General features: G+C 58.7%; 20 protein-coding genes. 12 read left to right on the top strand and 8 right to left on the bottom strand.

All coding sequences use genetic code 11. The features are described from left to right. Window positions 1-58: 58 nt before the first annotated feature. Window positions 59-1762: a L,D-transpeptidase family protein gene (locus tag R3D51_10645; protein MEZ5899938.1), complete on the top strand. Its 1704-nt coding sequence runs from the start codon at window positions 59-61 to the stop codon at window positions 1760-1762. 91 nt (window positions 1763-1853) lie between these two features. On the opposite strand, the gene R3D51_10640 is transcribed toward R3D51_10645, so the two are convergent. Further along, window positions 1854-2081 carry a hypothetical protein gene (locus R3D51_10640; protein ID MEZ5899937.1) on the bottom strand — a complete coding sequence of 76 codons (228 nt, stop codon included), beginning with the start codon at window positions 2079-2081 and terminating at the stop codon, window positions 1854-1856. Window positions 2082-2469: 388 nt separating this feature from the next. Here R3D51_10640 and R3D51_10635 point away from each other — a divergent pair, with 388 nt between their 5' ends. After that, window positions 2470-4554, top strand: coding sequence for an elongation factor G (locus R3D51_10635; GenBank protein MEZ5899936.1), 2085 nt, complete (start codon window positions 2470-2472; stop codon window positions 4552-4554). Window positions 4555-4712: 158 nt separating this feature from the next. Here R3D51_10635 and R3D51_10630 read toward each other — a convergent pair whose 3' ends face one another. The 4 genes from R3D51_10630 to sfsA form a co-directional block, all read right to left on the bottom strand. Further along, on the bottom strand, window positions 4713-4898 hold the full coding sequence (locus R3D51_10630) for a hypothetical protein (protein ID MEZ5899935.1): 186 nt from the start codon (window positions 4896-4898) through the stop codon (window positions 4713-4715). 362 nt (window positions 4899-5260) lie between these two features. Continuing rightward, window positions 5261-5899: a peptide-methionine (S)-S-oxide reductase MsrA gene (msrA, locus tag R3D51_10625; protein MEZ5899934.1), complete on the bottom strand. Its 639-nt coding sequence runs from the start codon at window positions 5897-5899 to the stop codon at window positions 5261-5263. 110 nt (window positions 5900-6009) lie between these two features. Next, window positions 6010-6507, bottom strand: a complete 498-nt coding sequence (msrB, locus tag R3D51_10620; GenBank protein ID MEZ5899933.1) for a peptide-methionine (R)-S-oxide reductase MsrB — start codon at window positions 6505-6507, stop codon at window positions 6010-6012. Window positions 6508-6717: 210 nt separating this feature from the next. Then, window positions 6718-7440, bottom strand: a complete 723-nt coding sequence (gene sfsA, locus R3D51_10615) for a DNA/RNA nuclease SfsA (protein ID MEZ5899932.1) — start codon at window positions 7438-7440, stop codon at window positions 6718-6720. An 89-nt stretch (window positions 7441-7529) separates the two neighbouring features. Between sfsA and R3D51_10610 the strand changes: the two genes are divergently transcribed. From R3D51_10610 to R3D51_10600, 3 genes are all read left to right on the top strand, one after another. Continuing rightward, the gene (locus R3D51_10610; protein ID MEZ5899931.1) at window positions 7530-8351 is read left to right on the top strand and encodes a creatininase family protein; all 822 of its coding nucleotides are present in this window, start codon (window positions 7530-7532) and stop codon (window positions 8349-8351) included. A gap of 48 nt (window positions 8352-8399) precedes the next feature. Beyond that, on the top strand, window positions 8400-9131 hold the full coding sequence (locus R3D51_10605) for a molybdopterin-binding protein (protein ID MEZ5899930.1): 732 nt from the start codon (window positions 8400-8402) through the stop codon (window positions 9129-9131). 241 nt (window positions 9132-9372) lie between these two features. Further along, window positions 9373-10194 (top strand): septal ring lytic transglycosylase RlpA family protein, encoded by an 822-nt coding sequence (locus tag R3D51_10600; protein MEZ5899929.1) that lies wholly within the window; start codon window positions 9373-9375, stop codon window positions 10192-10194. Between the two features lie 93 nt (window positions 10195-10287). On the opposite strand, the gene R3D51_10595 is transcribed toward R3D51_10600, so the two are convergent. Further along, a complete protein-coding gene (locus R3D51_10595; protein ID MEZ5899928.1) occupies window positions 10288-11085 on the bottom strand; it encodes a hypothetical protein in 798 nt (265 codons plus the stop codon). A gap of 317 nt (window positions 11086-11402) precedes the next feature. On the opposite strand from R3D51_10595, the gene R3D51_10590 reads away from it, so the two are divergent. The 4 genes from R3D51_10590 to R3D51_10575 all read left to right on the top strand — a co-directional run bounded on the left by R3D51_10590 (window position 11403) and on the right by R3D51_10575 (window position 15216). Further along, window positions 11403-12302, top strand: a complete 900-nt coding sequence (locus R3D51_10590; protein ID MEZ5899927.1) for a class I SAM-dependent methyltransferase — start codon at window positions 11403-11405, stop codon at window positions 12300-12302. A 13-nt stretch (window positions 12303-12315) separates the two neighbouring features. After that, window positions 12316-13140 (top strand): RNA methyltransferase, encoded by an 825-nt coding sequence (locus tag R3D51_10585; GenBank protein MEZ5899926.1) that lies wholly within the window; start codon window positions 12316-12318, stop codon window positions 13138-13140. 51 nt (window positions 13141-13191) lie between these two features. Then, the gene (locus R3D51_10580; protein MEZ5899925.1) at window positions 13192-14130 is read left to right on the top strand and encodes a 50S ribosomal protein L11 methyltransferase; all 939 of its coding nucleotides are present in this window, start codon (window positions 13192-13194) and stop codon (window positions 14128-14130) included. A gap of 168 nt (window positions 14131-14298) precedes the next feature. Then, the gene (locus tag R3D51_10575) at window positions 14299-15216 is read left to right on the top strand and encodes a hypothetical protein (GenBank protein MEZ5899924.1); all 918 of its coding nucleotides are present in this window, start codon (window positions 14299-14301) and stop codon (window positions 15214-15216) included. A 4-nt stretch (window positions 15217-15220) separates the two neighbouring features. Here the strand turns inward: R3D51_10575 and R3D51_10570 are convergent, their stop codons facing one another. Then, entirely contained in the window at window positions 15221-16333 is a 1113-nt protein-coding gene (locus R3D51_10570; GenBank protein MEZ5899923.1) for an endonuclease/exonuclease/phosphatase family protein, read from the bottom strand. Window positions 16334-16610: 277 nt separating this feature from the next. Here R3D51_10570 and R3D51_10565 point away from each other — a divergent pair, with 277 nt between their 5' ends. Beyond that, the gene (locus R3D51_10565; GenBank protein MEZ5899922.1) at window positions 16611-17207 is read left to right on the top strand and encodes an NnrU family protein; all 597 of its coding nucleotides are present in this window, start codon (window positions 16611-16613) and stop codon (window positions 17205-17207) included. Between the two features lie 20 nt (window positions 17208-17227). On the opposite strand, the gene R3D51_10560 is transcribed toward R3D51_10565, so the two are convergent. After that, entirely contained in the window at window positions 17228-18883 is a 1656-nt protein-coding gene (locus tag R3D51_10560) for a L,D-transpeptidase family protein (protein ID MEZ5899921.1), read from the bottom strand. A 372-nt stretch (window positions 18884-19255) separates the two neighbouring features. Between R3D51_10560 and panB the strand changes: the two genes are divergently transcribed. Both panB and R3D51_10550 read left to right on the top strand, forming a co-directional pair. Next, complete coding sequence (panB, locus tag R3D51_10555) at window positions 19256-20167, top strand: 3-methyl-2-oxobutanoate hydroxymethyltransferase (GenBank protein ID MEZ5899920.1); 912 nt, start codon at window positions 19256-19258, stop codon at window positions 20165-20167. A gap of 273 nt (window positions 20168-20440) precedes the next feature. After that, window positions 20441-21433, top strand: a complete 993-nt coding sequence (locus tag R3D51_10550; protein ID MEZ5899919.1) for a tetratricopeptide repeat protein — start codon at window positions 20441-20443, stop codon at window positions 21431-21433. Window positions 21434-21435: the final 2 nt, after the last annotated feature.

The raw sequence follows: 21435 nt of genomic DNA, 5'->3' as shown, positions 1-21435 counted from the left end.
CCTACTTTCCTGACATGGTATACGACGACGGGCAGCTTGGCGCTGTTGGGGGATTTCGATGTTTTTATCGACCAAATCGGGCTGGAGAGTTAGCCGCTGGATCGGCCTAGTCTATCTTGGTTTAGCGGTCATCTACCAGCCGGGCGCTGTGGGCGCAGAGCAACCAGGTGGCGATCTTACTCCTCAGCTTGCAGTGTTGTCGTCAGGCGGAAAGATAGCGGGTAGAAATATCGCGTCTGCGGATTTTCTCACCAAGCTCTATGCTGCGCTCGGCAACAGACTTGCCTGGAGCGATGAGCGCAATGTTGGAGCGTTGCGGACTGCTGTGGTCCGCAGCTGGGAAGAGGGGCTGTTACCGAACGATTTTCACGCTGACGCCCTTTCCAAGCCGACGATCGATACATTGCCGGTCGCAGAGCGCGACATTCTAATGAGCGATGCGCTCGTCCGTCTGCTCTATCAAATGTACTTCGGCAAGGTCTACCCGAACGCATTGGACCCGAGTTGGAACTTCGCCCGGCCCCTGCTTACGAATGATCCGCCCGAACTGATCTCCAAGGCCCTTGCCGAAGGCCGCGTTGCTCAGTTGATCGACGACGTGCGGCTCAAGCACCCGCTATATGCCGCGATGAAGGCCACGCTTCAGGCTTTTACCCAATATGAGGTCAACGGCGGCTGGCCCAGCGTTCCCAGCGGGCCGACGTTGAAACCGGGGACCGAAGATCCGCGTGTCCCCCAGCTGCGCGCGCGTCTCGCTGTCACTGGCGAATATTCAGGCCCGCGGTCCGACAGTCAGGTTTTCGATCCGCCTCTGGTTGAAGCGCTCAAGACGTTTCAGCAGGCGAATGGCCTGGATGCGGACGGCGTTGGCGGTCCCAATACGCTTGCTGCCCTCAACGTGACGGTACACGAGCGGGTGGAGCAGATCCGGGTCAACCTCGAGCGCGCCCGGTGGATCTTACGGCCACTGGGTGAGGAGATGGTGGCTGTCAATATTGCAGGCCAGCGACTGCACCTCTTCCTCAAGGGCAAAAATGTCTGGAGCACCCGGGTGATCGTCGGCAAGACCTACACCAAGACCCCGATCTTCACCGAGCCCATGAACCAGATCGTCTTCAATCCGACCTGGACCGTGCCCCGCAGCATCGTGCGTAACGAGATATTTCCCAAAGCGGCCGCCAACCCCGGCTACCTCAATGCGAATAACTACTATCTGACAGACAGCAAGGGTGGCGTTGTGAGCCCTTCGAGCGTGAACTGGAGTAGTTTCACCGGATCAAGCTTCCCCTACAGCATCGTTCAGAAGCCGGGGCCCCACAATGCGTTGGGGCAGGTGAAGTTTCTTTTTCCCAATAAGTACTCTGTCTATCTTCACGATACCCCGAGCCGTCAGCTGTTCGACAGGGCCGACCGAAGTATGAGCCATGGCTGCATCCGGGTTGAAGATCCACTTCATCTGGCAGAGCTGATCCTAGGCGATCGGCTGGGCTGGAGTAGGGAGAAGATCGACGGCATCGTTGCGACCGGCAAGCTCCAGAGCGTGGTGCTCAAGGACAAGCTGCCGGTGATGCTCCTCTATTGGACGGTCGATCCGACGTTTGACGGAGGCGCTCGGTTCTACAGGGATCTTTACAAGAGGGACGGAAAGCTGCTGGAGGCGCTCAACGCCCCATTCAAACCTGTAGTCCCCAAGTCATCGCCCAAGCCCGCAGCTGAGGCTCAGGCAGCGGCAGCTCCGGCAAAGCAAGAAGCCGGGCCTTAGGAGGCACTGAAAATAAAAAAAGCGCGCATAATTGCGCGCTCAGCGGGCAGGATCGAAACCTGCCGTTTCGACGGCTTTTCTCAGCCAGCCATCAGGCCGTGGCGCCGTTTACGAAGCGTCCCATAATCCAAGACCAAGCGTTTGAAACTTGGGAAGTCCAAGCCGGTTTGCTTGCTGCGGCCGCCAGAACCGGTTGCCAGACCGTCAGTGCGGTGGGCTCCTCAAGAGCCTCGGCACCGAACGTTTCGGGAAGATCGTCCTCTGCTACCATCACATAGCCCGCCGCATCTACAGCGGACATTAGTGCCTCGATACCCATTACTGCGCCTCGCGCTTTACAAGAGCCATTTTCCCTCTGGCCCGAACAGCGCGTCGATCTTGTGCCCATTTCAACCTCCAACGCTGTTGATTCACTATCTGGCTGATCATGCGTCCGAGCAAGTTATTTTTTTCCTATTTGTTACGAATTTTCATGCGCTTGGATTAGCAACTCGTGATGCGTCGCAAAAAATCTCAACACGGACCGCCTTTTATGTTCGCATCGCAATATGACGTCGTCACGAAACTGTGCGCTGCGCACCAGAAGATTTGATGTTGCGCGGCGAGTTGCGCTGGAGGAGCATCAAAGAGAGCCGCGCTCGTCCCACGAGGTGCGGGGTGCGGCCCGGACGTTGTCGCGCACCTCGCAAAAATGTGGGAGGCAGACCATGGGCAATTCAAGCGCCCCTAGGGGCGGAAACGGCACGCAAGGTGGCAGAGATGGGGTCCGCAGCGCACGCTGCATTGCGCTGATCGGGCCCTTCGCAAGCGGGAAGACGACGTTACTTGAGGCGATCCTCGCCCGTACCGGGACAATTTCGAGACCCGGCTCAGTTGCAGCCAAGAACACTGTTGGAGATGGTTGCGCCGAAGCCCGCGACCATGGCATGAGCGTTCAGCTCAACGTCGCGGAAGTGAAATTCCTCGACGATACCTTCAACTTCATCGATTGCCCCGGATCTGTAGAATTTTTGCACGAAGGCGCTCTTGCGCTGGCTGCGTGCGACGCAGCGGTGGTTGTGTGCGAGCCAGATTCAAGGCGGGTTCCAGCCTTGCAAATGATCCTCAAACGCCTTGAGGATATCGGTCTGCCTCACCTGCTTTTCTTGAACAAGATCGATGCCACCTCTACCCACGTGCGCGAGATTATCCCCGCGCTTCAGCCTGCGTCGGTCAAGCCTCTTGTGCTGCGTCAGATTCCCATATGGGAGAATGGGGTGGCGACCGGATACGTCGATCTCGCGTCCGAGCGCGCCTACGTTTATCGCGAGCAGGCCGAGAGTCAGATCATAGAGCTGCCCAAGGGCGTCTCCGACCGCGAAAAGGAAGCCCGCTTCGAGATGCTGGAGAAGCTCGCCGATTATGACGACGAGCTGATGGAACAGCTTTTGTCAGATATGACTCCGCCTAAAGACCGTGTGTTTGGGGATCTGACCAAGGAGCTGCGTGACAGTCTTATCGTGCCGGTTCTTCTCGGCTCGGCCGAGCATGGTAACGGCATTATGAGGCTTATGAAGGCGCTTCGCCACGAAGCACCCACGGTGGAAGACACCGCCCGGCGCCTCAAAATCGAGAATGCCAAATCGGCGGCCTACATCTTCAAGAACCTGCACACAAAGGCTGGCGGCAAGCTTTCGTTCGCACGCGTTTTGACGGGTGAAATTCCCGACAGCGCCACTCTCGTTGGTCGAAATGGCCAGGAAGAGCGAGTGGCAGGCATCTTCACTTTGAAAGGCGAGGAGACGACCAAACGCGGCGCCGCCAAGGCTGGTGATACCGTCGCCTTCGGGCGGCTGGAACATATCGCAGCCGGTGAGACAGTGACGCTTGAAAAGGGAGGGGTGGTGCAGATCGCTGCTCCGCCCGCGCCGCAGGGCGTTTACGCCGTTGGCCTTGGGTTGAAGGATCGCAAGGACGAGGTGAAGTTGTCAGCGGCGGTGGCCAAATTGCTTGAGGAGGATCCCTCGCTCAGCGTCGACCATACGACCGACACCCACCAGATCCTGCTATTCGGCCAAGGCGAAATGCATTTGCGTGTCGCGCTGGAGCGGTTGGCGCGCAAGTACGGCATCGAGGTCATCCGCGAACCGCGCAAGGTGGCCTATAAGGAGACCATTAAGGGGTCTGCGGAAATTCGTGCGCGCCACAAGAAGCAGTCGGGCGGGCATGGTCAGTTCGGCGATGTAAAGCTGGAGATTGCGCCCTTGCCGCGAGGTACCGGAGTTACGTTCGACGAGCGGATTACAGGCGGAGCGGTGCCTAAGAATTTCATTCCCTCGGTCGAGATAGGTGTACGCGACTATCTTGAAGAAGGACCGCTGGGTTTTCCGTGTGTTGACGTCGCCGTGACCCTCACGGACGGCTCCTATCATTCGGTTGACAGCTCCGACATGGCCTTCCGGCAGGCCGGTCGCATCGCGATGGCGGAAGGGATGCCGAAGTGTTCATCCGTCTTGCTTGAACCTGTCATGGCGGTGGAGATTGCCGTGCCTTCGGAGGCCAACTCCCGCATCAACGGCATCATCTCGCAACGACGGGGGCAGATACTAGGTTTTGATGCCCGAGAGGGCTGGCCAGGCTGGGACGTAATCCAGGCCCATATTCCTGCCGCCGAGATGGACAGCCTCATTGTCGACCTGCGTTCGGCAACGTCAGGCGTCGGGTCTTTCACCTCGCACTTTGACCATCTGGCGGAATTGAGCGGGCGTTTGCGAGATCAGGTGCTGGCGTCGCAGAAACAGGCTGCTGCTTAGGGCTGATCTCCATCCAGCAGCGGTATCAGAAACAAAAAGAAAGGCGGCTCAGAGCCGCCTTTCTTCATTAATTCATTCGGGGGAGCATCTTTGCGTGCCACTCAGAAATCAAGCAGCGCACGGGGGGAACTGCCTGTGGCCGAGCGACACGCAAAGGATCAAGCCGCGGCAACCCAGCAGCCCGATACGTATCCGAACGCGACTGCGTCAGGGTTCTTGCGCGCAGTCTCGAGGAGTTTTTCCGGGGCCTGAACATCCACGGCCTTGCCAGTCTTTTTTTCGGTCTTTGCGCCGTTCAAAAGAATGACGACCTTGCCAAGTAATTCGGCCTTTGCGCTTGTCATGACTGCCCTCCAGACATGAAAAACTTTTTCGGTGAGCAAACACTTTGCAATATACACACTGCGTCTCATACGGCGGCAGTGCTACTCCAATATGACACTCTCGGTTAGTTATTCACAGGGCTAACTCGCATGAGCGAAAATCATTATGCAGAGCACCAAACGAGTGCTGCCCTGCAAAACCCCGTGGTGATCTGACGTTTGCAAGGTGCCGCCGCAACTGGTTCAAAAGCTTGCGTGCAACGCCGCATTTCAAGTGGTTTTCGCGGTTCAATTCATGTCGAGTCAAATGCTGCAAGCGCGCATGTGTCGCACGAGTTTGATCAATATTTAGATCACGACAAATTTGATCAACTTGTGAAGTCTCAATGCTGGTAGAGGTCGCCCCACAGTTGAGTCAGGCGCGCGTCACGGCCACATCCGGCGCGATAGTATCGGTAACGGAGCGGATTCTTTTTATAGTAATCCTGATGGTAGTCCTCGGCCGTCCAGAATTTGCCAGCCGGCGCGATTTTAACGGCGATCGACTTAAAGCGACCGCTCTCCTCAAGCTCTTTCTTGCTCGCTTCGGCCTCGGCTTTTTCCGTCTCGTTGCCAGTGAAGATGAAGGGGCGGTATGCGCTTCCGCGATCGCAGAATTGACCCCCACCATCTGTCAGATCGACATGATGCCAGTAGTAATCCAACAGCTGCTTGTAGTTGACCTTTGACGGATCGTAGGTGATCTGAACCGCCTCGACGTGGCCTGTGTGGTTGTCATAGTTCGGATTTTCCAGAGTGCCGCCGGTGTATCCTGATGTCGTGTCGATGACACCGGGAAGGTGGTCGAAATCGCTTTCCACGCACCAGAAGCAACCAGCTGCAAAAACCGCCTTAGCGGTTTGAGCCGGGCGCGCACCGCTCTCATGGTCGGAAGGACCGCTCTCTTCAGCAGTAAGAGGCAGAACAATCGCGGTGGCAAAGAGCACGAGCGCCGCAAAGGCAATCGAGGCCAGTCTGGTCATGGCCATGGGCTTTCCTAGTTGGGGTTGAACTTGTTTCAGCGCGACCGATCATTGGTTATGTCAGACCGCGCCGCCTTCGCTTTCAAATGGAGAAAGGCGGCGCGAAACCTCTAGCCGGTGGCCTTGGGCACAAACTTCAGGGCGACACCGTTCATGCAGTAGCGCAGTCCGGTTGGCTGGGGACCATCCTCAAACACGTGCCCCAGATGGCCGCCGCAGCGACGACAATGCACCTCGGTGCGGGTGGTGAACCAGCTATTGTCCTCGGACGTGCCGACGGCATTATCGATCGGCTTCCAGAAGCTCGGCCAGCCCGTACCGCTGTTATACTTCGTCTCTGAGGAAAACAGCGGCAGGTCACATCCTGCGCAATTGTAGGTGCCGGGATCATATTTCTTGTCGAGAGCGGACGTGCCCGCACGCTCGGTGCCATGCTTGCGCAAAACCCGGTACTGCTCAGGTGTCAACTCCGAACGCCACTCTGCGTCGGTCTTGGTGATTTCGAAGCTCATATTCTTCTCCTGATCGGCACGCGCGGACCTTCTCACCGTGGTAAGTGCAGCCGCTGCGGCCAAGCCTGCCTGGGCGAACTGGCGACGGGTGAACATCGTGGATGCTCCCTTCTTGATTGAAATCGCTAACGTCGACCGGGGCACCACTTTTAGCCCGACTGCCAACGCCGTCGATCCATATACGGCCCTGACGAGCAAAACGTTTCGCGAAGTCAGGTCCATAAATTCGATCACATGATCGTCAACTTAGTGAAGAGCGTTTCACGAGTTCAACGATTGAAAAATCGACCCGTAAATCGCGGCCCTTCAGGCTTTTGGCTCTCGGAGGGGAATGGGCAAGTCGAGGACAATATCTTGCGGGCTCAGCTTACATCGGTAGGCGAGCATCTCCACGCCGGCCGCGGAAGCTCGTGCGGCCGCCTGCGCGTAGGCGGTATCGATGTCGCGGGCGAGAGAGAAGCTCTCCGCGTCGGCCCTCTGAATGAGGTAGACCATCACGGCGCGATGGCCCTCGGCAACCACGTTCGACAGTTCGGCCAAATGCTTTGCACCGCGTTCGGTCTTGGAATCTGGAAACTCGGCCAGTCCCGGCTCGCGCATGAGGTGAACGTTCTTGACCTCGACGTAGCAAAGGCCTTTGGCCGGATCCTCCAGCAGAATGTCGACCCGGCTATTGATCCCGTAGCGCACCTCCCGTCGGAGGCTCTGATACCCGGAGACTTCTGGAATGAGGCCAGACGTGATCGCTGCGGACACAATGGCGTTGGGGTGTCCGGTATTGATGCCGACAAGCGTCGGGCTGGACCCAAGATTGGCTTCCACCATTTCGAGAGTATGGGCATACTTTCGCGACGTCTTTTCTGAATGTGACAGCCATACGGTGGAGCCGGGCGCCGTCAGGCCGAGCATCGCGCCTGTATTCGGGCAACTCGCGGTCACCGTCGTGCCGTCGTCGAGCATCACGTCAGCCAGAAAGCGCTTGTAGCGTTTGATGAGCTTGCCGCGGCGTAAGGGTGAGGGAAATTTCATGTGAGCGGAATAACGGCAGGTAATGCGCCCGGCAACGCGAAACTGCTAGAACACTGACAATTTAATGAGGCTTGACGAGGAGACGGCTCTTGGCTCGCGATTGTTTTCGGTCACCCACGTTCGTGGTCGCGCTGACGTTTGTTTTTCTCTCAGTTTCGATGCTCACGACGCTGAGGTCCCGCGCCGCTGAGCAATTGCGGGATGTCGAGATAGAGCGCATGACCTCTCCCGAGGTGGCGGACGCAATCGCCCATGGCTACACGACCATTATTATTCCCACCGGAGGCACAGAGCAGAACGGCCCGCACATGGTGCTCGGTAAGCATAACTTTATCGTCGCCGAAACGGCGCGCCGCATTGCACGCAAGCTCGGCAATGCGCTGGTCGCCCCGGTAATGACCTATGTGCCCGAGGGAGATATCGCGACGCGCGAAGGCCACATGGCGTACCCCGGCACGATCAGCCTGCCGCCTGCGGTATTCGTTTCCGTGCTGGAAAATGCCGCCGCAAGTTTCCGCGCCCATGGTTTCAAGACCATTGTGCTGCTTGGCGACAGCGGGCCCAATCAAGCCCCCCAGAAGCGGGTAGCAGACGCGCTTAGCGAAGCCTGGGCCAACGACGGGGTTCGCGTCATCCAGGCCAGTTCCTATTATGCCGACAATGGAGGCGAAGCCTGGTTGGTAGCGCAGGGCGAGACCAAGTCCCAGATCGGCACCCATGCGGGCATCCGGGACACATCCGAGCTGATGGCGGTTTACCCGGACGGAATACGCAAGGACAAGCTGGCTGCCGATGAAAAAGGCGTGGTCGGCGATCCCACTCGGGCCAGTGCCGAGCGCGGCGAAAAGCTCTTGGACTTGAAAGTTGAGGCGGCAGTGCGCGATATCACGGCTGGGATGGCGCGGCCATGATGCGGCCAGCCTTTTACCCGCTCGGAAAACGCGAAAGAACCTGACGCCATGGCACAGTCCGATGACATAACCGCCGCCCTTCTGGTCATTGGCGATGAGATCCTTTCAGGCCGAACCAAGGATAAGAATATTGGCGCAGTGGCCGATCGCATGACGCAGATCGGCATCCGGCTCAAGGAAGTGCGGGTGGTCGCCGATGACGAGGCGGACATCGTTGCTGCCGTCAACGCGCTGCGGGCACGCTATTCTTATGTGTTCACCACAGGCGGCATCGGCCCGACGCACGACGACATCACCGCCGACAGCATCGCAAAGGCATTCGGAGTGTCCATCGACGTCGACCCGCGCGCCCGCGCGCTGATGCAGGCTGCATGTGATGCGCGCGGGGTCGAACTGACGCCAGCGCGCCTGCGCATGGCGCGACTGCCCGACGGCGCCGAACTGGTGGATCATCCTGTTTCCATCGCGCCTGGCTTTATACTTCAGAATGTTATCGTCATGGCCGGCATCCCCGACATCATGCAGGTGATGCTCGATGCCGTGACGCCGCGTTTGAAGACGGGTGCGCGGATGCTGTCGCAGAGTTTACAGCTGCAGCGTGCGGAGAGCGCCATTGCCGACGTCTTTGCCGATCATCAACGCTGCTATCCCGATGTTGCAATGGGAAGCTACCCGGCGATGCACGACGGCAAACCGACGGTCGATCTGGTTTTGCGGGGTACAGATCCTGCGCGGCTGGCAGAGGCCTTCGAGACGCTGAAGGCCAAGCTGGCGCCATGATTGAGTTGAAATGAATTGTTACGTTTCGTGATCAATCCAAAGAAATCACTTGTAAAACAGGCGTGCATTGCGTCGCAACATCGGCGTCAATCCGCCACGGTGCGCTTGGGTAAATTTCTTCTCTAAGTTCCGCGGCATCCTTCGACGGGGTCAATCAACCAAGACCGTCTCGTGTAGGAGTTCATGGAGGACTGGCGCGCAGAGGCACGCGCGCAGAACTTGGAATTGAGGAGTTTCACCAATGTTGACCGCGTATGTCCGCGCCATCGCGGGCCGTTCGATGAGCCGTCCGCTCGCAGCCGTGCTTGTAGCTTCACTTGCAGCGCTTTCACCGCTCGCGGCCCAGGCCAAGGTGCCAGGCAAAACTTACTGCTTCAACCACGTCTGCCACACAGTCAAAACCATTCCCGAGATGGTCAAGCTCGTCGGTTCTGAGGAAAGCCTTTCGACCTCGTTCTATGATGATTGCAAGCGCGATCGTTACAATCCGTGCGGTCTCACTTCGTCGGGCGAGAAGTTTCATCCCAACGACGCAGACAACGCAGCAAGCCCGGTCTATCCCAACGGGACGGTGCTGCTGATTTGGAATCCTGCCAACGGCGAGGCCGCAACTGTGCGCGTCAACAACTCCGGTCCCTACTGGGGTAAGCGTAAACTCGATGTTTCGCGCGCCACTGCAGAAAAGCTGGGATTCAAGAACAAGGGTGTGGCGAAGCTGGTTGTGCGGGTGGTCTCCGCCCCGTCGTTGTCCGAGGCGCGCTACAAGAAGAACCGCCATTACGCCAAAGTGCCCGGTCATATGGGCAAGTACACCACGATGGCCGCTGCGAATTCGGCGATGGTCGTGGCAATGGCGGATATTTCTGCAACGAAGCTTGCAGCCGCTGATCTCATCGTAGAGCAGGGTCCGGCCGCTTCTGAAGACGAGAACGAGACGACGCCCGCCGATGGTTTGCGTGCAGCGGCTCGCCGCGCTCTCGGCTTAAAGCCCGACGTTCGCCGGGTTGCGCCCTCTACGCTCACGGCGCAGGAAATCTACACCCGCATTCGCCTAGTCTATTGATACAAGTCTATTGATCATCAATCGCCGATCCGAGGATCGGCGAAGGACGATCGCAGATCTAAGAGAAACGCCCTGGCAATACGCCGGGGCTTTTTATTGGCCGGGATTTGGATCGGTCAGCAACCGCTCTTTAGAGGCGGCAGTCAGTTGAGCGACATGCGCTCGCCGCGCGAACTCCGTTTTTGGGGCATCGCGGGTTGAAATTGGCGAGGAGGGCGGAGACGCTTCCACATCAGCATCCGCTTCGGCTCTAGCTGCTGCAATCTGTAGATCGATGGCGTTGCCTTCGATATTGGCAGCGCCGCGGGACGATACCATCTGCGTCTGATCGGCTTCATCGGCGACGAACAGATCGTAGTGGGCTTCAAGCGCATCAAGGAAGGCCGCTGCCATGTCCATCAACGGGCCGAGCGCAGCTTTTCGCGCGACCAGGAAGCTGTCATCGATGGTCAACTCGGCGGTGCTTTTCATACCAGCAGCATCTGGTGCGATGAGGCCGCGACCGCGAACATATGCAACGAGACCATCAGCAGTGTCGAAATCGCTTACGGTTGCGTCGCCGCAAGCCTCAACAGCATCGAGCAGAACTGCAGTACCTGAGGCGAACAGGTTGGCAACAGCAAAGAAGCGCTTGTCCATCTTTGCCAGGGCCTGGGCATGGTCGCGGGCCTTCAGGATGCGCGCGATGGCGATCATCTCAAGCCCGCGGATGTCTTCGACGATCGCGCGCTGGCGCTGTGGAAAAGTCTGCATGTTGCCCGGAGCATCGAGCAGCCGACGCCAATCTCCGCCGCGCGCGAGCAAATCCTCACCAGCCGCGAGCGCGGCGTCGAGGTGGTCTGCCAGCATGTAGACAGAGAGTGGAGTGTGCGGAGCCTCGGCGGCCATCATTAACTTTCCGGAAAGACTTTGCCTTACTGCGCTTTGTGCACCGATTCGCGTTTTGTACCCAAATGAGCACAGGCATTGCTGTGGCCGATTGGGGACAAACCTGTGGACTGTCAGCACCGGTTGGTTTCGATAGGTTGCCATTCCTGGCCAGCCCCGTTGCCTCCTCCCCTCAAGCCCTTGGGCGTGGACTAGGCAAGGTGCGCTGCTTGGCGGATCGTGCTAGAGCCCGGCTGTCCCGATTGAGACGTCGCTCCCACGACCTCGCATCATCGTATCCCTTCAAAGCGAAGACACCGCGTATGACGCGGCCCAGCCCAATGCCTACTCAGCTCAAATCCCTATCGATCGCCTCTTCATCAGGTTTTCCGGACTACACCCTTCTCGACTGCGGGGCAGGGCGGAAACTTGAAAAGTTCGGCAAGATATTGGTCGACAGGCCGGAAGCCCAGGCGCTTTGGACTCCGCGCCTTGAAAAGGCAGACTGGGGCAAGGCGCACGCGGTCTTTTCAGCCTCGGGAGAGGACGACGAAAAGGGTAAGTGGCGGATCGACAAACCGGTTCCCGATCAGTGGCCGGTGGTCGTCGATGGCGTCACGATGTTGTGCAAGCTGTCGGGGCTTTGGCATCTGGGGCTGTTTCCAGAGCAGCGCCCTCACTGGCAATGGATGCTCGGCGAATTGGCCAAGGTGAAGGGCGAACCCCCGCGCGTGCTCAATTTATTCGGATACACGGGCTGTGCGTCGCTGCTGGCCGCCAAGGCGGGCGCCGAGGTGACGCACGTCGATGCGTCCAAGAAGGCCATCGCGTGGGGGCGTGAAAATCAGGCGGCGTCCAAACTCGATAACGCGAAGATCCGCTGGATTCTGGACGACGCGGCGAAGTTCACCGCGCGCGAAGTCCGCCGAGGGCGTACCTACCACATGGTCCTGGTCGATCCGCCGAAGTTCGGCCGTGGGCCGGGCGGCGAGGTGTGGGATCTGTTCACCCATGTACCGGGGCTCATCGCCGACTGCGCCAAGCTGCTGGCGCCCAATCGAGCCGGTCTCGTCTTGACGGTCTACGCCATTCGCGCCTCGGCAATCGCTTTCGACCAGTTGTTGCGCGACACCCTCTCCGATCGGGGCGGCGCGTTCGACACAGGCGAGCTTGCCATCCGGGCTCAGAGCGGCCCTATGGTGCCGACGTCGCTGTTCGTGCGCTGGACGAGCGCGCCATGAGACAATGCACACCATGAACGACAGACCGCGCGAGCCCAAAGTTATAACCAGCCTCACCAACGACCGTATCAAGGCGATCCGTGCGCTCGATATGCGCAAGGTGCGCAAAGAGACAGGTTTGTTTGTTGCCGAGGGGGCGTCACTTCTGGTGACCGCACGCGATAACGGCTTTGTCCCTCGCACGCTGGTCTATCAAGCTGGAAGTGTCGACAGCGGCATCAACAAGGGACTCGTGAGCTGGGCCTTGAACGAAGGTACGGAGGTTCTTGAGGTATCTGCCCAAGTGCTGGGAAAGCTCGCTTCCAAGGATAATCCGCAGACTATGCTCGGCGTATTCGCCCAGAGCTTTGCGGGTGCGCCCAAGCTGGAAGACTTGCGCGCCGATCAGACATGGCTCGCCCTTGAAGAAGTCCGCGATCCGGGCAACCTCGGCACCATCATCAGAACCTGCGATGCTGTCGGGATGGCAGGCATCATCCTGGTCGGCAACTGCTGCGATCCGTATTCGCTGGAGTCGATCCGCGCGACCATGGGCTCCATCTTCTGTGTTCCCCTGGTGAGAATGACCGCGGACGGATTCATGGCCCAGCTTTCAAAGTGGCCAGGCGATGTCGTCGCGACGGATTTGAGGGCAACCGAGGACTTTCGCTCGGCGTCCTACGAGGGGCCGCAACTTGTCGTCATGGGAAGTGAGGGGCCGGGTTTGTCCGAACGGGTATCGAAGGCTGCGACGCGCCGGGTGAAGATCCCAATGTCAGGCCGCCTCGACAGTCTCAATCTGGCCATTGCGACGGCGTTGACGCTTTATCAAATCCGCAGCCCGCATCTAAAACTGTGATGCCGCACATCAGTTGAAGCACCCTGCCTGAGGCGCGCCGAGGACCACGTCATGCGCATCGAATATCATCGCACGCTAATAGCAGACAAAGTTCGTAACGAGGCTTTTTACAAGGCGCTTAAGGCCGTCATCGTACCAGGCAAGACGACGGTCGCGGATATTGGTGCTGGCACGGGGTTGTTGGGTCTGATGGCTTCCAAGCTCGGCGCCCGAGAGGTGTTACTGTTTGAAATGGCGGAAGTCGCGGGCATTGCCGCCAAGGTGCTTAAAGCCAACCGCGCGAGGAATTGTCAGATCATTCCGTGCCATTCGAGCGAGTTCAATGACCCGCCGCGCGTCGATGTCGTCGTTTCCGAGACGCTCGGGAACTACGCTTTCGAAGAGCACATGATTGCAACCTTCCATGATGCCCAGATGCGCTTTCTGCGTGACGGCGGTGTGATGATCCCCTCGGGCGTGACGCAGTTCGTTGCCCCCGTCGTAGCGCCGCGCATCGACAACGAACTGCGCGCCTGGGAGCGGGTCGGTCATGGCCTTGATCTGTCAGTCGCCCAAACCATGAGCCTCAACAACGCGTATGTGCGAACACTAAAGGCGGCCGAACTTCTGGATGGAATGGCGAGCGCGCGGGAATGGGACGCCGTTCGGCTGGGTGCCGACAAGCGTTCCAACCGCAAGGGTGAGACGAGTTGGAAACTGACCCATCCTGCGACCGTTTACGGGTTCGCCTGCTGGTGGCAGGCCGATCTGGGCAATGGCATCTCCTTGTCGACCGCGCCCGATGCCCCCCGGACGCACTGGGAGCAGCTCTATTTTCCGCTCCTGTCGCCCCTCAAGATCAAGGCGCGCGAAACATTGATGGTGTCGATCCGTTCGCAATCCAGCGAGGAGAGCGGCACGAACATGGCGTGGACGGCGGTGCATTTCGATGCGGCTGGCAAGTCTATGCAACGCCAGGTTCTCGACCTCGACAAGGGTTATCTGCCGTAGCCCCTTCTTGAGATCCGCCATTCGCTTCGAGCCCGCTCCGGTTTGAGCGATTGCCTAGGTTGTGAGGAAAATGCCGGCCAATTTTCGCCTCATTGGTTAGCGGAGCGTTTACGAAGGCTGCTTAAGATCCGGCGAGAGAATTAATCTCATTTCCTCGGGGTCGCATTCATGGCCTATCAGCAACTCTTTGCGCGCGAACTGAAACATTGGATGACGCCCGTCCAGACATCGGGTGCGTCACCAGTATCGGCCGATGCCATAAGCGCAGAAACACTCGGCGCTTTGCGTGCGATCCTTGTCGAAATTGAAGAGGCGAGCGTCTATATCGCGATTACGACGAGCATCGCGGGCGCATTGCATTGCGGGCGCGCGAAAGAACTTACGCTCAAACACCTGACGGGCTATCTGCCTGCGAGCCCTGAAGTCTATCGCCGTCAGATCGACACCGTTCTGGCGGCAAACATGCCGTCGGATGTTATCCTGCGCCTGCAAGCCTATCACGCACGATTAGGCTATGCCTTGCGGCTTTCCCAGGCGATAGCGGACGCGGGGCCTGCACCGTTTCAGACGATCCGTGGAGTTGAGTTTGAAAAGCTCAACGAAGCGTGGCATCGAGTCTGCGGGACGGCGCTGGCAGTCATCCCAGCTGTTCGGGAGCTGATGGCGTCGGTACGCTTCAGCCGTCCGCCGGTCAACAATGAGCACGCCGAAGCATTATTGCGGTCGGCGAAGGCCGGTGGTCAGCCGTGCGTCGCCGATGACGGCACCATGTGTATGCCGCGCTGGGCGGAGAGCCGCGTGCATGCGCGCCAGATCGTGCAGCGGCGCGCACGTTTGCTGACACCGCGCGGGACGAGCGCGGTTGTGATCGACAACGCTTCGCGCTCAGGCATCGGTTTAAGTGGCGTCGATGGCCTCGCCGTTGGCATGGCGCTGACGATAGAACTCGACACAGGTGAAAAACTTCCTGGCAAGGTCATGTGGGGACGCGCCGGACGCGCTGGCGTGATGCTGGACACGATGCTGGAATTCGATCACCCGCTGTTGGGAAGGGCCGGTGATGCTTCGGCAAAGAAGCCGCGCTGAAATTCTAAACCTCCAACTCGCACCATACGCAGCCGTGGTCCGAGGCGGCATGAAACGATTGTTTCATCTCGGGGTACACTTCCCACAGAGGCCTCTTGTTCGGACCCCAAATTCCTTTGCGCCACACACCGCCCGTCTTGACGCGCTCGAACAGGGCGGGCGAGAGCAAAATGTAGTCGATCTTGTCGCGCTCGGAACATCGCCCGAAGGTGCCGGGCCGTCCGCCATTGTCGAAATTCTTATGCGCAAAGATGTCCTTGAAGACGCTCTCGTGCAGCAAGGGCGCAAGCGGTGCGCTATCGGGCGTGTCGTTGAAGTCGCCGACAACGGCGACGAGCGATGCCTTTTCAAGTTCTAGCCGCTCGACGATGCGGCGAACGCTTTCCGCTTGCAGCCATCGTTTGCGGGCGGAAGAGTCCTGGTTGCCATAGCCCTTGCTTTTGAAATGATTGACGAGCACCCAGACGGTTTCGCGCGAAGGCGTGCGCACGCCGAACTCGGGGCAATCGCGGCTGAATACGTATTCGCCAAGCGTCGTGCGATCGTCGGCGTGGCTTTGCATCCATCCGATGTGGTGTCCGCGTCGGCTCATCAGCCCGACATCGATGCCGCGATCGTCATTGCCGTCAATCAGCATGATGTTGTCGAAAGGGGTGCCCCCAACCAGGGGGAGCAGCTGATGGGAGAACTCCCGCAGCGCCTGGCGGCCTTCGCATTCGATCACGGCGAGCACATCGGGATCAACATCGCGCACGACCTGGGCCGTATTGCGGGTCGCCACCTCGTTGATGATGTCCTTCTTCATCTCGAGCCAGCCCACCCAGTCGCCTCGTCCGCTGGCAACGATGCGCGTCCCCTTCAGTTTGGAGGAAACGATGAGCTGCCCGCGGTTCTCGCGCAGAATGACGTAGGGGCCGTCATTGGTTTTGCCGATGCCTAGTTCGCCCAGAAGCAGCAACATGCGCGACTTCATTTCGTCGGTGTAAGTGGGTTCTTCGAACAGATTGTTGAGTTCTGCAAAGCGTTCCAGGATTGGTGCGGCGGCATGCGGGTCGGCAAGGTTCAACGCCTTGGCGCGTGCAAACAGGTTCTCGACGTTATAGGTCGCAAGCCGCATCTGGGGCCTTTCGAAGACAAGTTGGCTGGCCAGCGCAGACTGGAGCTGGGCAGGTTGCTGTCTGTATAGGCACGAAGGAGGCGACTTAGGACACGCATCGGCGGGGCTTTCCACAGCTGAGATGCGAATCTGTAAGCCGCCTTACAGGCTTGTCTTCAAGAGATTGGAGCAATTTGCTAGTGCAACGGTTTCAAGTTTATACGAACCGCTCTAGACACTGGTCTTATTGATTGCTGCCCGGCTTTGGGGCTTCGCTTGTTTAAAGGGGATCTACGCCATGATGCTGCTAATCGTCGGTCTCATCATTTTCCTCGGTATTCATTTGCTGCCGACGTCCCCGCAGATGCGCAGTGGCCTTCTTGAACGGTTCGGGCCAGTAATGTATCGCGTCGTCTTTTCGCTGATCTCGCTGGCAGGGTTTGTCGTTATCGTCCTCGGCTATCACAAGATGCAGCTTCACCCCGGTAAGAACCCCGTCTTGTGGGATCCACCCGAGTTCATGCGTCACATCACCATGGCACTGATGTTGCCGGCGATGATCTTGTTGGTTGCATCTCAAGTGCCTTCGCGCATTCGCACAGCCGTAAAACACCCCATGTTGATGGCCATAAAACTTTGGGCGGTTGCGCATTTGCTCTCAAACGGCGACGTCGCATCCATTTTTCTTTTCGGGTCGTTCCTCGCCTATGCGGTCTACGATCTTATCAGCGTCAAGTCTCGTGGAGCACTAGGTCCGTTGGGGGCTAAGCAGCCCACAGGCATGCTCAACGACGTTATCGTTGTTGTGGCTGGTACCGCGCTGTATTTCGCGTTTCTTTATCGCCTGCACGAATGGCTGATCGGAGTTCCGCCGCTGCCCGGTTTGAGCGCCTAGCTTCCCTGCTAGAAATTAATCTAGCGGGTGAGAACTACAAACTCGGTGCCCTTGCCGGTTTCGTGGGAAGGATCTTTCTCCGAGATGATCAAAGATGTGCCCGGTTTTGCAAGTTCTGAAATTCGCTCCGCAACGTCTTGTGGGATGCGGATTGAGTCGAGCGCAGCCCGCACCGCCTCGGTGTTAAGTGGAGAGGTGATCGACACGGGCTGAGGCCGGTTCTTCTTCTTCTTCTTTCTGTCGTCATCATCGACAGCAGGACGTGGCGGTTGAGCGCTCACAAGCTGCCAAATGAAGTCGTTGCCCGTGGAATCGTAATCGAGCACCGTCAAGACATGAGTACCGATGGCGCCGGGAGGGTCGTCCACTTCAATCGGCGTCTCGAAAACAGGCTCGAAACCTTGGCGGATATAGATGCGCTGCGATTTGAGGCTGATAAAGATTGAAAGCTGGCGGTCGCGACGGCGGGCTTCTGCGCGCGCTTCGACCAGCGCGGTCTGAACTTTTCGCAACTCCACGACCGATTGTTTGACTTCTTCAATAGCCTGCGTCTTTGCCGCGTCCGCAGTTGCGAACGCCGTCTTGGCATCCGCGATCGCAAGCTGAGCTTCGGCTGATTCAGCGCGTGCGTCGTCGGCATCCAAAGTGAGATCGAGCAGACGATCTTCAAGATTGAGTTCGCGATCTGCAGGCGAAGCGTCCTTGTCGTCGCCTCTGTTCGAGCGCTTGCTGTTCTTGGGCGCGTCCTCATTCTTGGTCAGCCGTATGAGGTAATCGCGATAGGCGCGCGCAGCGGCCTCGCGTGCGGTTTGTGCATTGTCCGCTCTTTTCAGAACTTCCTCGAATGGCTTTCGCACCGATTGATAATTTGCTTCTGCGTCCTGAGCGGCGCGCAAGGCTGCCTTGGCCTTCTCGCTGGCTGCCGCCTTACGTTCCTGGGCGCTATCCATCTCGGTCTTGAGCCGCTCCAGCTTCTCGGTTTGCAGGCGCAATGCCTCTGCGCGTGAGCGTGGCTTGCCCGTGCTCGAAGGGGGGATCGCGCCTGCGACCAGGGAATGGAGCGCGGCCTTGTCGGCTGCCGTCGTATCATTCGAGGCAACCACCGCCCCTTGCGCATTAGCCCCCTGTGTGGGTGCCGGCGGATCGAATTCGGGTAGCGGCTTGAATAGCGTCGGATGTTCGAAGGTGCGGGGTGCGACTTCGTCATTGGTAATAATCACGCGGCCGCCGACGTCCGTCCGGCCGAAGAACGTCTTGGCGAAAGAGTAGGGCAGCCGCACGCACCCGTGTGATGCGCGGTAGCCTGGTACGACTCCGGCGTGCATCGCGATGCCCGACCATGTGATGCGCTGCATGAAGGGCATCGGAGCGCCGGCGTAGATATTGCTTTCGTGGTATTTCTTCTTCTCGAGGATGGAGAAGACGCCCGTCGGTGTGTCGAAACCACTGCGGCCGCTCGAAATGCGCGAGGACGCGATTTCCCGATTGCCGTCGAACAGGCGAAGCCGCTGCTTGCGCAACGAGATTACGATGGTTCTCGGACCGGCTGATGTTTCTTGAGCAGGCTCGTCTCGCGAAGTATTGCGCGAGGCTTTCTCGGCGGCTTCAGAAGAAACGCTGAGCACCGCGCTCGTGAAAAGACCAAGTGCAACAGCCGTCAACAGATGCGTTGACATCCGAAAGTTACGGCTGGCGGGTTGGATTGCGACGCGACCCACTGAACGACCACCCCGAAAAAATACTGACGCCAAACTTAGCGAACGAACACTAAGTCTTGGTTATCAGAGGTACGATGGAGGCTCAACAATTGGAGGGGTTTTTGATGCAACTGACTGTGTGGATGTGGCGTGGAATCAACGATTTGCCTGTTCACAGGTTCGACACGCCGAGATCATCGCGAATTTAACCAAGCAAAGCTTCAGTTTTCGCAAGGGCCGTGGCGCAATCGCTAAACTCGCCAAATTCGGCTTCGACGTTATGCGCCCTGGCGAGGGCGCGACCCAAGCCGTATGGTTCGCCTCCGGAAACAACAAGGCTCACTCAATCAGATGTCTCAGCATCCACCGCTCAAACGTCTTATGGCGCCCGACATCGCAGCGTTGAAAGGCGGCGCGCCTATTGTTTCTCTTACATCCTATCATGCACATACGGCTGCGATCGCAGACAAGTACTGCGATTTTCTTTTGGTGGGAGACAGCCTCGGCATGGTGATGCACGGCTACGAGACAACCGTGCCGGTGCCGCTCGAACTCATGATCATGCATGGCCGTGCGGTGGTGCGCGGGTCATCGCGCGCACTTGTCGTCGTGGACATGCCCTTTGGAACCTACGAGGAAAGCCCGTCGATCGCCTTCAGGAATGCGGCTCGCGTGATGAAGGAAACCGATTGCGGCGCCGTCAAGCTGGAAGGTGGGCGGCGGATGGCGGAGACCATCCGCTTCCTCGTCGAGCGCGGCATTCCTGTGATGGCGCACATCGGCCTGACGCCCCAATCGATCAATGTGATCGGTGGTTTCAAAGCTCAAGGCCGCACGCAGGATCAATGGGCCAGAATCGAGGAGGATGCGCAACTCGTGGCTGAGGCGGGAGCGTTCGCGGTTGTTCTAGAAGCGTTGGCAGCGCCGCTGGCTGACCGGATCACGAAGGCCGTTCCGATCCCCACCATAGGCATTGGCGCTTCTCCCGGGTGCGACGGCCAAATCCTGGTGATGGAGGATATGCTGGGGCTGTCGCCGAAAGTTCCCAAGTTCGTCAAAGAGTTCGGTGCGGTTGGCGCGGCGATCGAGGGCGCAATCCGCGGTTACGCCCAAGAGGTCAGGGCTCGCACGTTCCCAACTTCCGAGCACACCTACCAAATGAAAGATGCTGCTGGGTCTGGTGCGCAAAAGCCAGGCTCAGCGGCTCCGGTTCCGTCTCAAGGCGGGGGAGCCACGAAAAAGACGAAAAATCCAAGCACTTGACCCCATGTATTACGGTGATCTGGCTCTTCAATGCTGGATTAGTGGGGGGAAAGTTCGGTTAACGCTGCTCCGGGACCGGCTTGGGCTTGCCCTGCTGGCCCGCTCTAGTATTGATGCGGCCACAGTTTCGTTGGATCACTCCAGCGATAAGGACATTTCGGCGTTGTGCTCGCAGAAGAGGATAAGCCTCAGCAGGGTCCGCCGTGGAACAACATTCGGCACAGCAAGCCGGCGCGCTGCTGTCCAGTAAAAGAATGCGGGAGAGCATAAGGTATGGCTGACGATGGCGACTCGCTGTTGCGTGAAGTCGAAGAGGAACTCCGTCGCGAGAAAATGGAGAAGCTCTGGGCGCGCTATAATGGCGTGATCCTGGGCGCTGCCGCACTCTTCATCGCCGCCGTTGCCGGATACAAGTTTCTGGAAAATCGCCGTCTTTCTGCCGCTCAGACCGCTGGGTCTGAGTTCAATGCGGCCGTTGAGCTTGCAAATCAGAACAAGAGCGACGAGGCCATCAAGGCGTTCGAACACATCGCGGAGACTGGCCCCCACGGCTATGCTTCGCTCGCCAAGCTTCACATTGCAGGGGCTTACGTGAAAGCTGGCAAAACGCCGGAGGCTGTTGCGGCTTACGACGCGCTCGCAGCCGATGCGAGCGCAGATCCGCTGTTGAAAAACTTTGCACAACTCCAGGCCGCATCCCTGCGTATGGGAGAGGCGGACTTTACCGAGATGCAGAATCGGCTCAACTCGCTGACAGGGGATTCGAGCCCCTACCGGGTGAGCGCGCGTGAGCTTCTGGGTTTGGCGGCCTACAAGGCCGGTAAGTTGGACGAGGCACGCAAGCTTCTCGAGCCGCTGCTGATCGATCCTAACGCGACACGCGCTATTCAGGATCGCATAAAGATCGTTATGGCCGAAATCACGTCGGCCGAACTCGCCAAGGAGAAGGGAAAGACGCCGGAGCCCGCCGCTCAGGCTGAAAAGCCCGCAACTCCAAAAGCTGGTGAACCGGCCAAGGACGGCGGGACGCCGGAGAAAAAAGAAGAGTCTTCGGCCGAGAAGTCGGACAAAACCGAAGCCCCGTCCGCCGCGCCTGCCGAGGCAGCTGATCAGAAACCGGCGGCGGATGCCGGGGCCAAGGAAACGCAAGATGCAGCGCCAGCCAAAGACGCTGCGCCGTCTGAGCCAACAGCCGGGGAGGCTCCGGCGAAGACAGACGCTGAGGGGGAAGCACAAAAGGCCGATCCGGCCAAGCCCGCCCAGTAATT

This window comes from Hyphomicrobiaceae bacterium, assembly GCA_041397645.1.
In the GTDB taxonomy this organism is placed as follows: Bacteria; Pseudomonadota; Alphaproteobacteria; order Rhizobiales; family Hyphomicrobiaceae; genus Hyphomicrobium_B.
Note: the sequence above shows the minus strand (reverse complement) of the source record. Positions and strands in the feature narration are given on the sequence as shown.

Bases quoted from the DNA above. Each gene is read 5' to 3' on its own strand.
- R3D51_10645 (MEZ5899938.1), top strand. From the start codon at position 59: ATGTTTTTATCGACCAAATCGGGCTGGAGAGTTAGCCGCTGGATCGGC.
- R3D51_10640 (MEZ5899937.1), bottom strand. From the start codon at position 2,081: ATGGGTATCGAGGCACTAATGTCCGCTGTAGATGCGGCGGGCTATGTG.
- R3D51_10635 (MEZ5899936.1), top strand. From the start codon at position 2,470: ATGGGCAATTCAAGCGCCCCTAGGGGCGGAAACGGCACGCAAGGTGGC.
- R3D51_10630 (MEZ5899935.1), bottom strand. From the start codon at position 4,898: ATGACAAGCGCAAAGGCCGAATTACTTGGCAAGGTCGTCATTCTTTTG.
- msrA (MEZ5899934.1), bottom strand. From the start codon at position 5,899: ATGACCAGACTGGCCTCGATTGCCTTTGCGGCGCTCGTGCTCTTTGCC.
- msrB (MEZ5899933.1), bottom strand. From the start codon at position 6,507: ATGTTCACCCGTCGCCAGTTCGCCCAGGCAGGCTTGGCCGCAGCGGCT.
- sfsA (MEZ5899932.1), bottom strand. From the start codon at position 7,440: ATGAAATTTCCCTCACCCTTACGCCGCGGCAAGCTCATCAAACGCTAC.
- R3D51_10605 (MEZ5899930.1), top strand. From the start codon at position 8,400: ATGGCACAGTCCGATGACATAACCGCCGCCCTTCTGGTCATTGGCGAT.
- R3D51_10600 (MEZ5899929.1), top strand. From the start codon at position 9,373: ATGTTGACCGCGTATGTCCGCGCCATCGCGGGCCGTTCGATGAGCCGT.
- R3D51_10595 (MEZ5899928.1), bottom strand. From the start codon at position 11,085: ATGATGGCCGCCGAGGCTCCGCACACTCCACTCTCTGTCTACATGCTG.
- R3D51_10590 (MEZ5899927.1), top strand. From the start codon at position 11,403: ATGCCTACTCAGCTCAAATCCCTATCGATCGCCTCTTCATCAGGTTTT.
- R3D51_10585 (MEZ5899926.1), top strand. From the start codon at position 12,316: ATGAACGACAGACCGCGCGAGCCCAAAGTTATAACCAGCCTCACCAAC.
- R3D51_10580 (MEZ5899925.1), top strand. From the start codon at position 13,192: ATGCGCATCGAATATCATCGCACGCTAATAGCAGACAAAGTTCGTAAC.
- R3D51_10575 (MEZ5899924.1), top strand. From the start codon at position 14,299: ATGGCCTATCAGCAACTCTTTGCGCGCGAACTGAAACATTGGATGACG.
- R3D51_10570 (MEZ5899923.1), bottom strand. From the start codon at position 16,333: ATGCGGCTTGCGACCTATAACGTCGAGAACCTGTTTGCACGCGCCAAG.
- R3D51_10565 (MEZ5899922.1), top strand. From the start codon at position 16,611: ATGATGCTGCTAATCGTCGGTCTCATCATTTTCCTCGGTATTCATTTG.
- R3D51_10560 (MEZ5899921.1), bottom strand. From the start codon at position 18,883: ATGTCAACGCATCTGTTGACGGCTGTTGCACTTGGTCTTTTCACGAGC.
- panB (MEZ5899920.1), top strand. From the start codon at position 19,256: ATGTCTCAGCATCCACCGCTCAAACGTCTTATGGCGCCCGACATCGCA.
- R3D51_10550 (MEZ5899919.1), top strand. From the start codon at position 20,441: ATGGCTGACGATGGCGACTCGCTGTTGCGTGAAGTCGAAGAGGAACTC.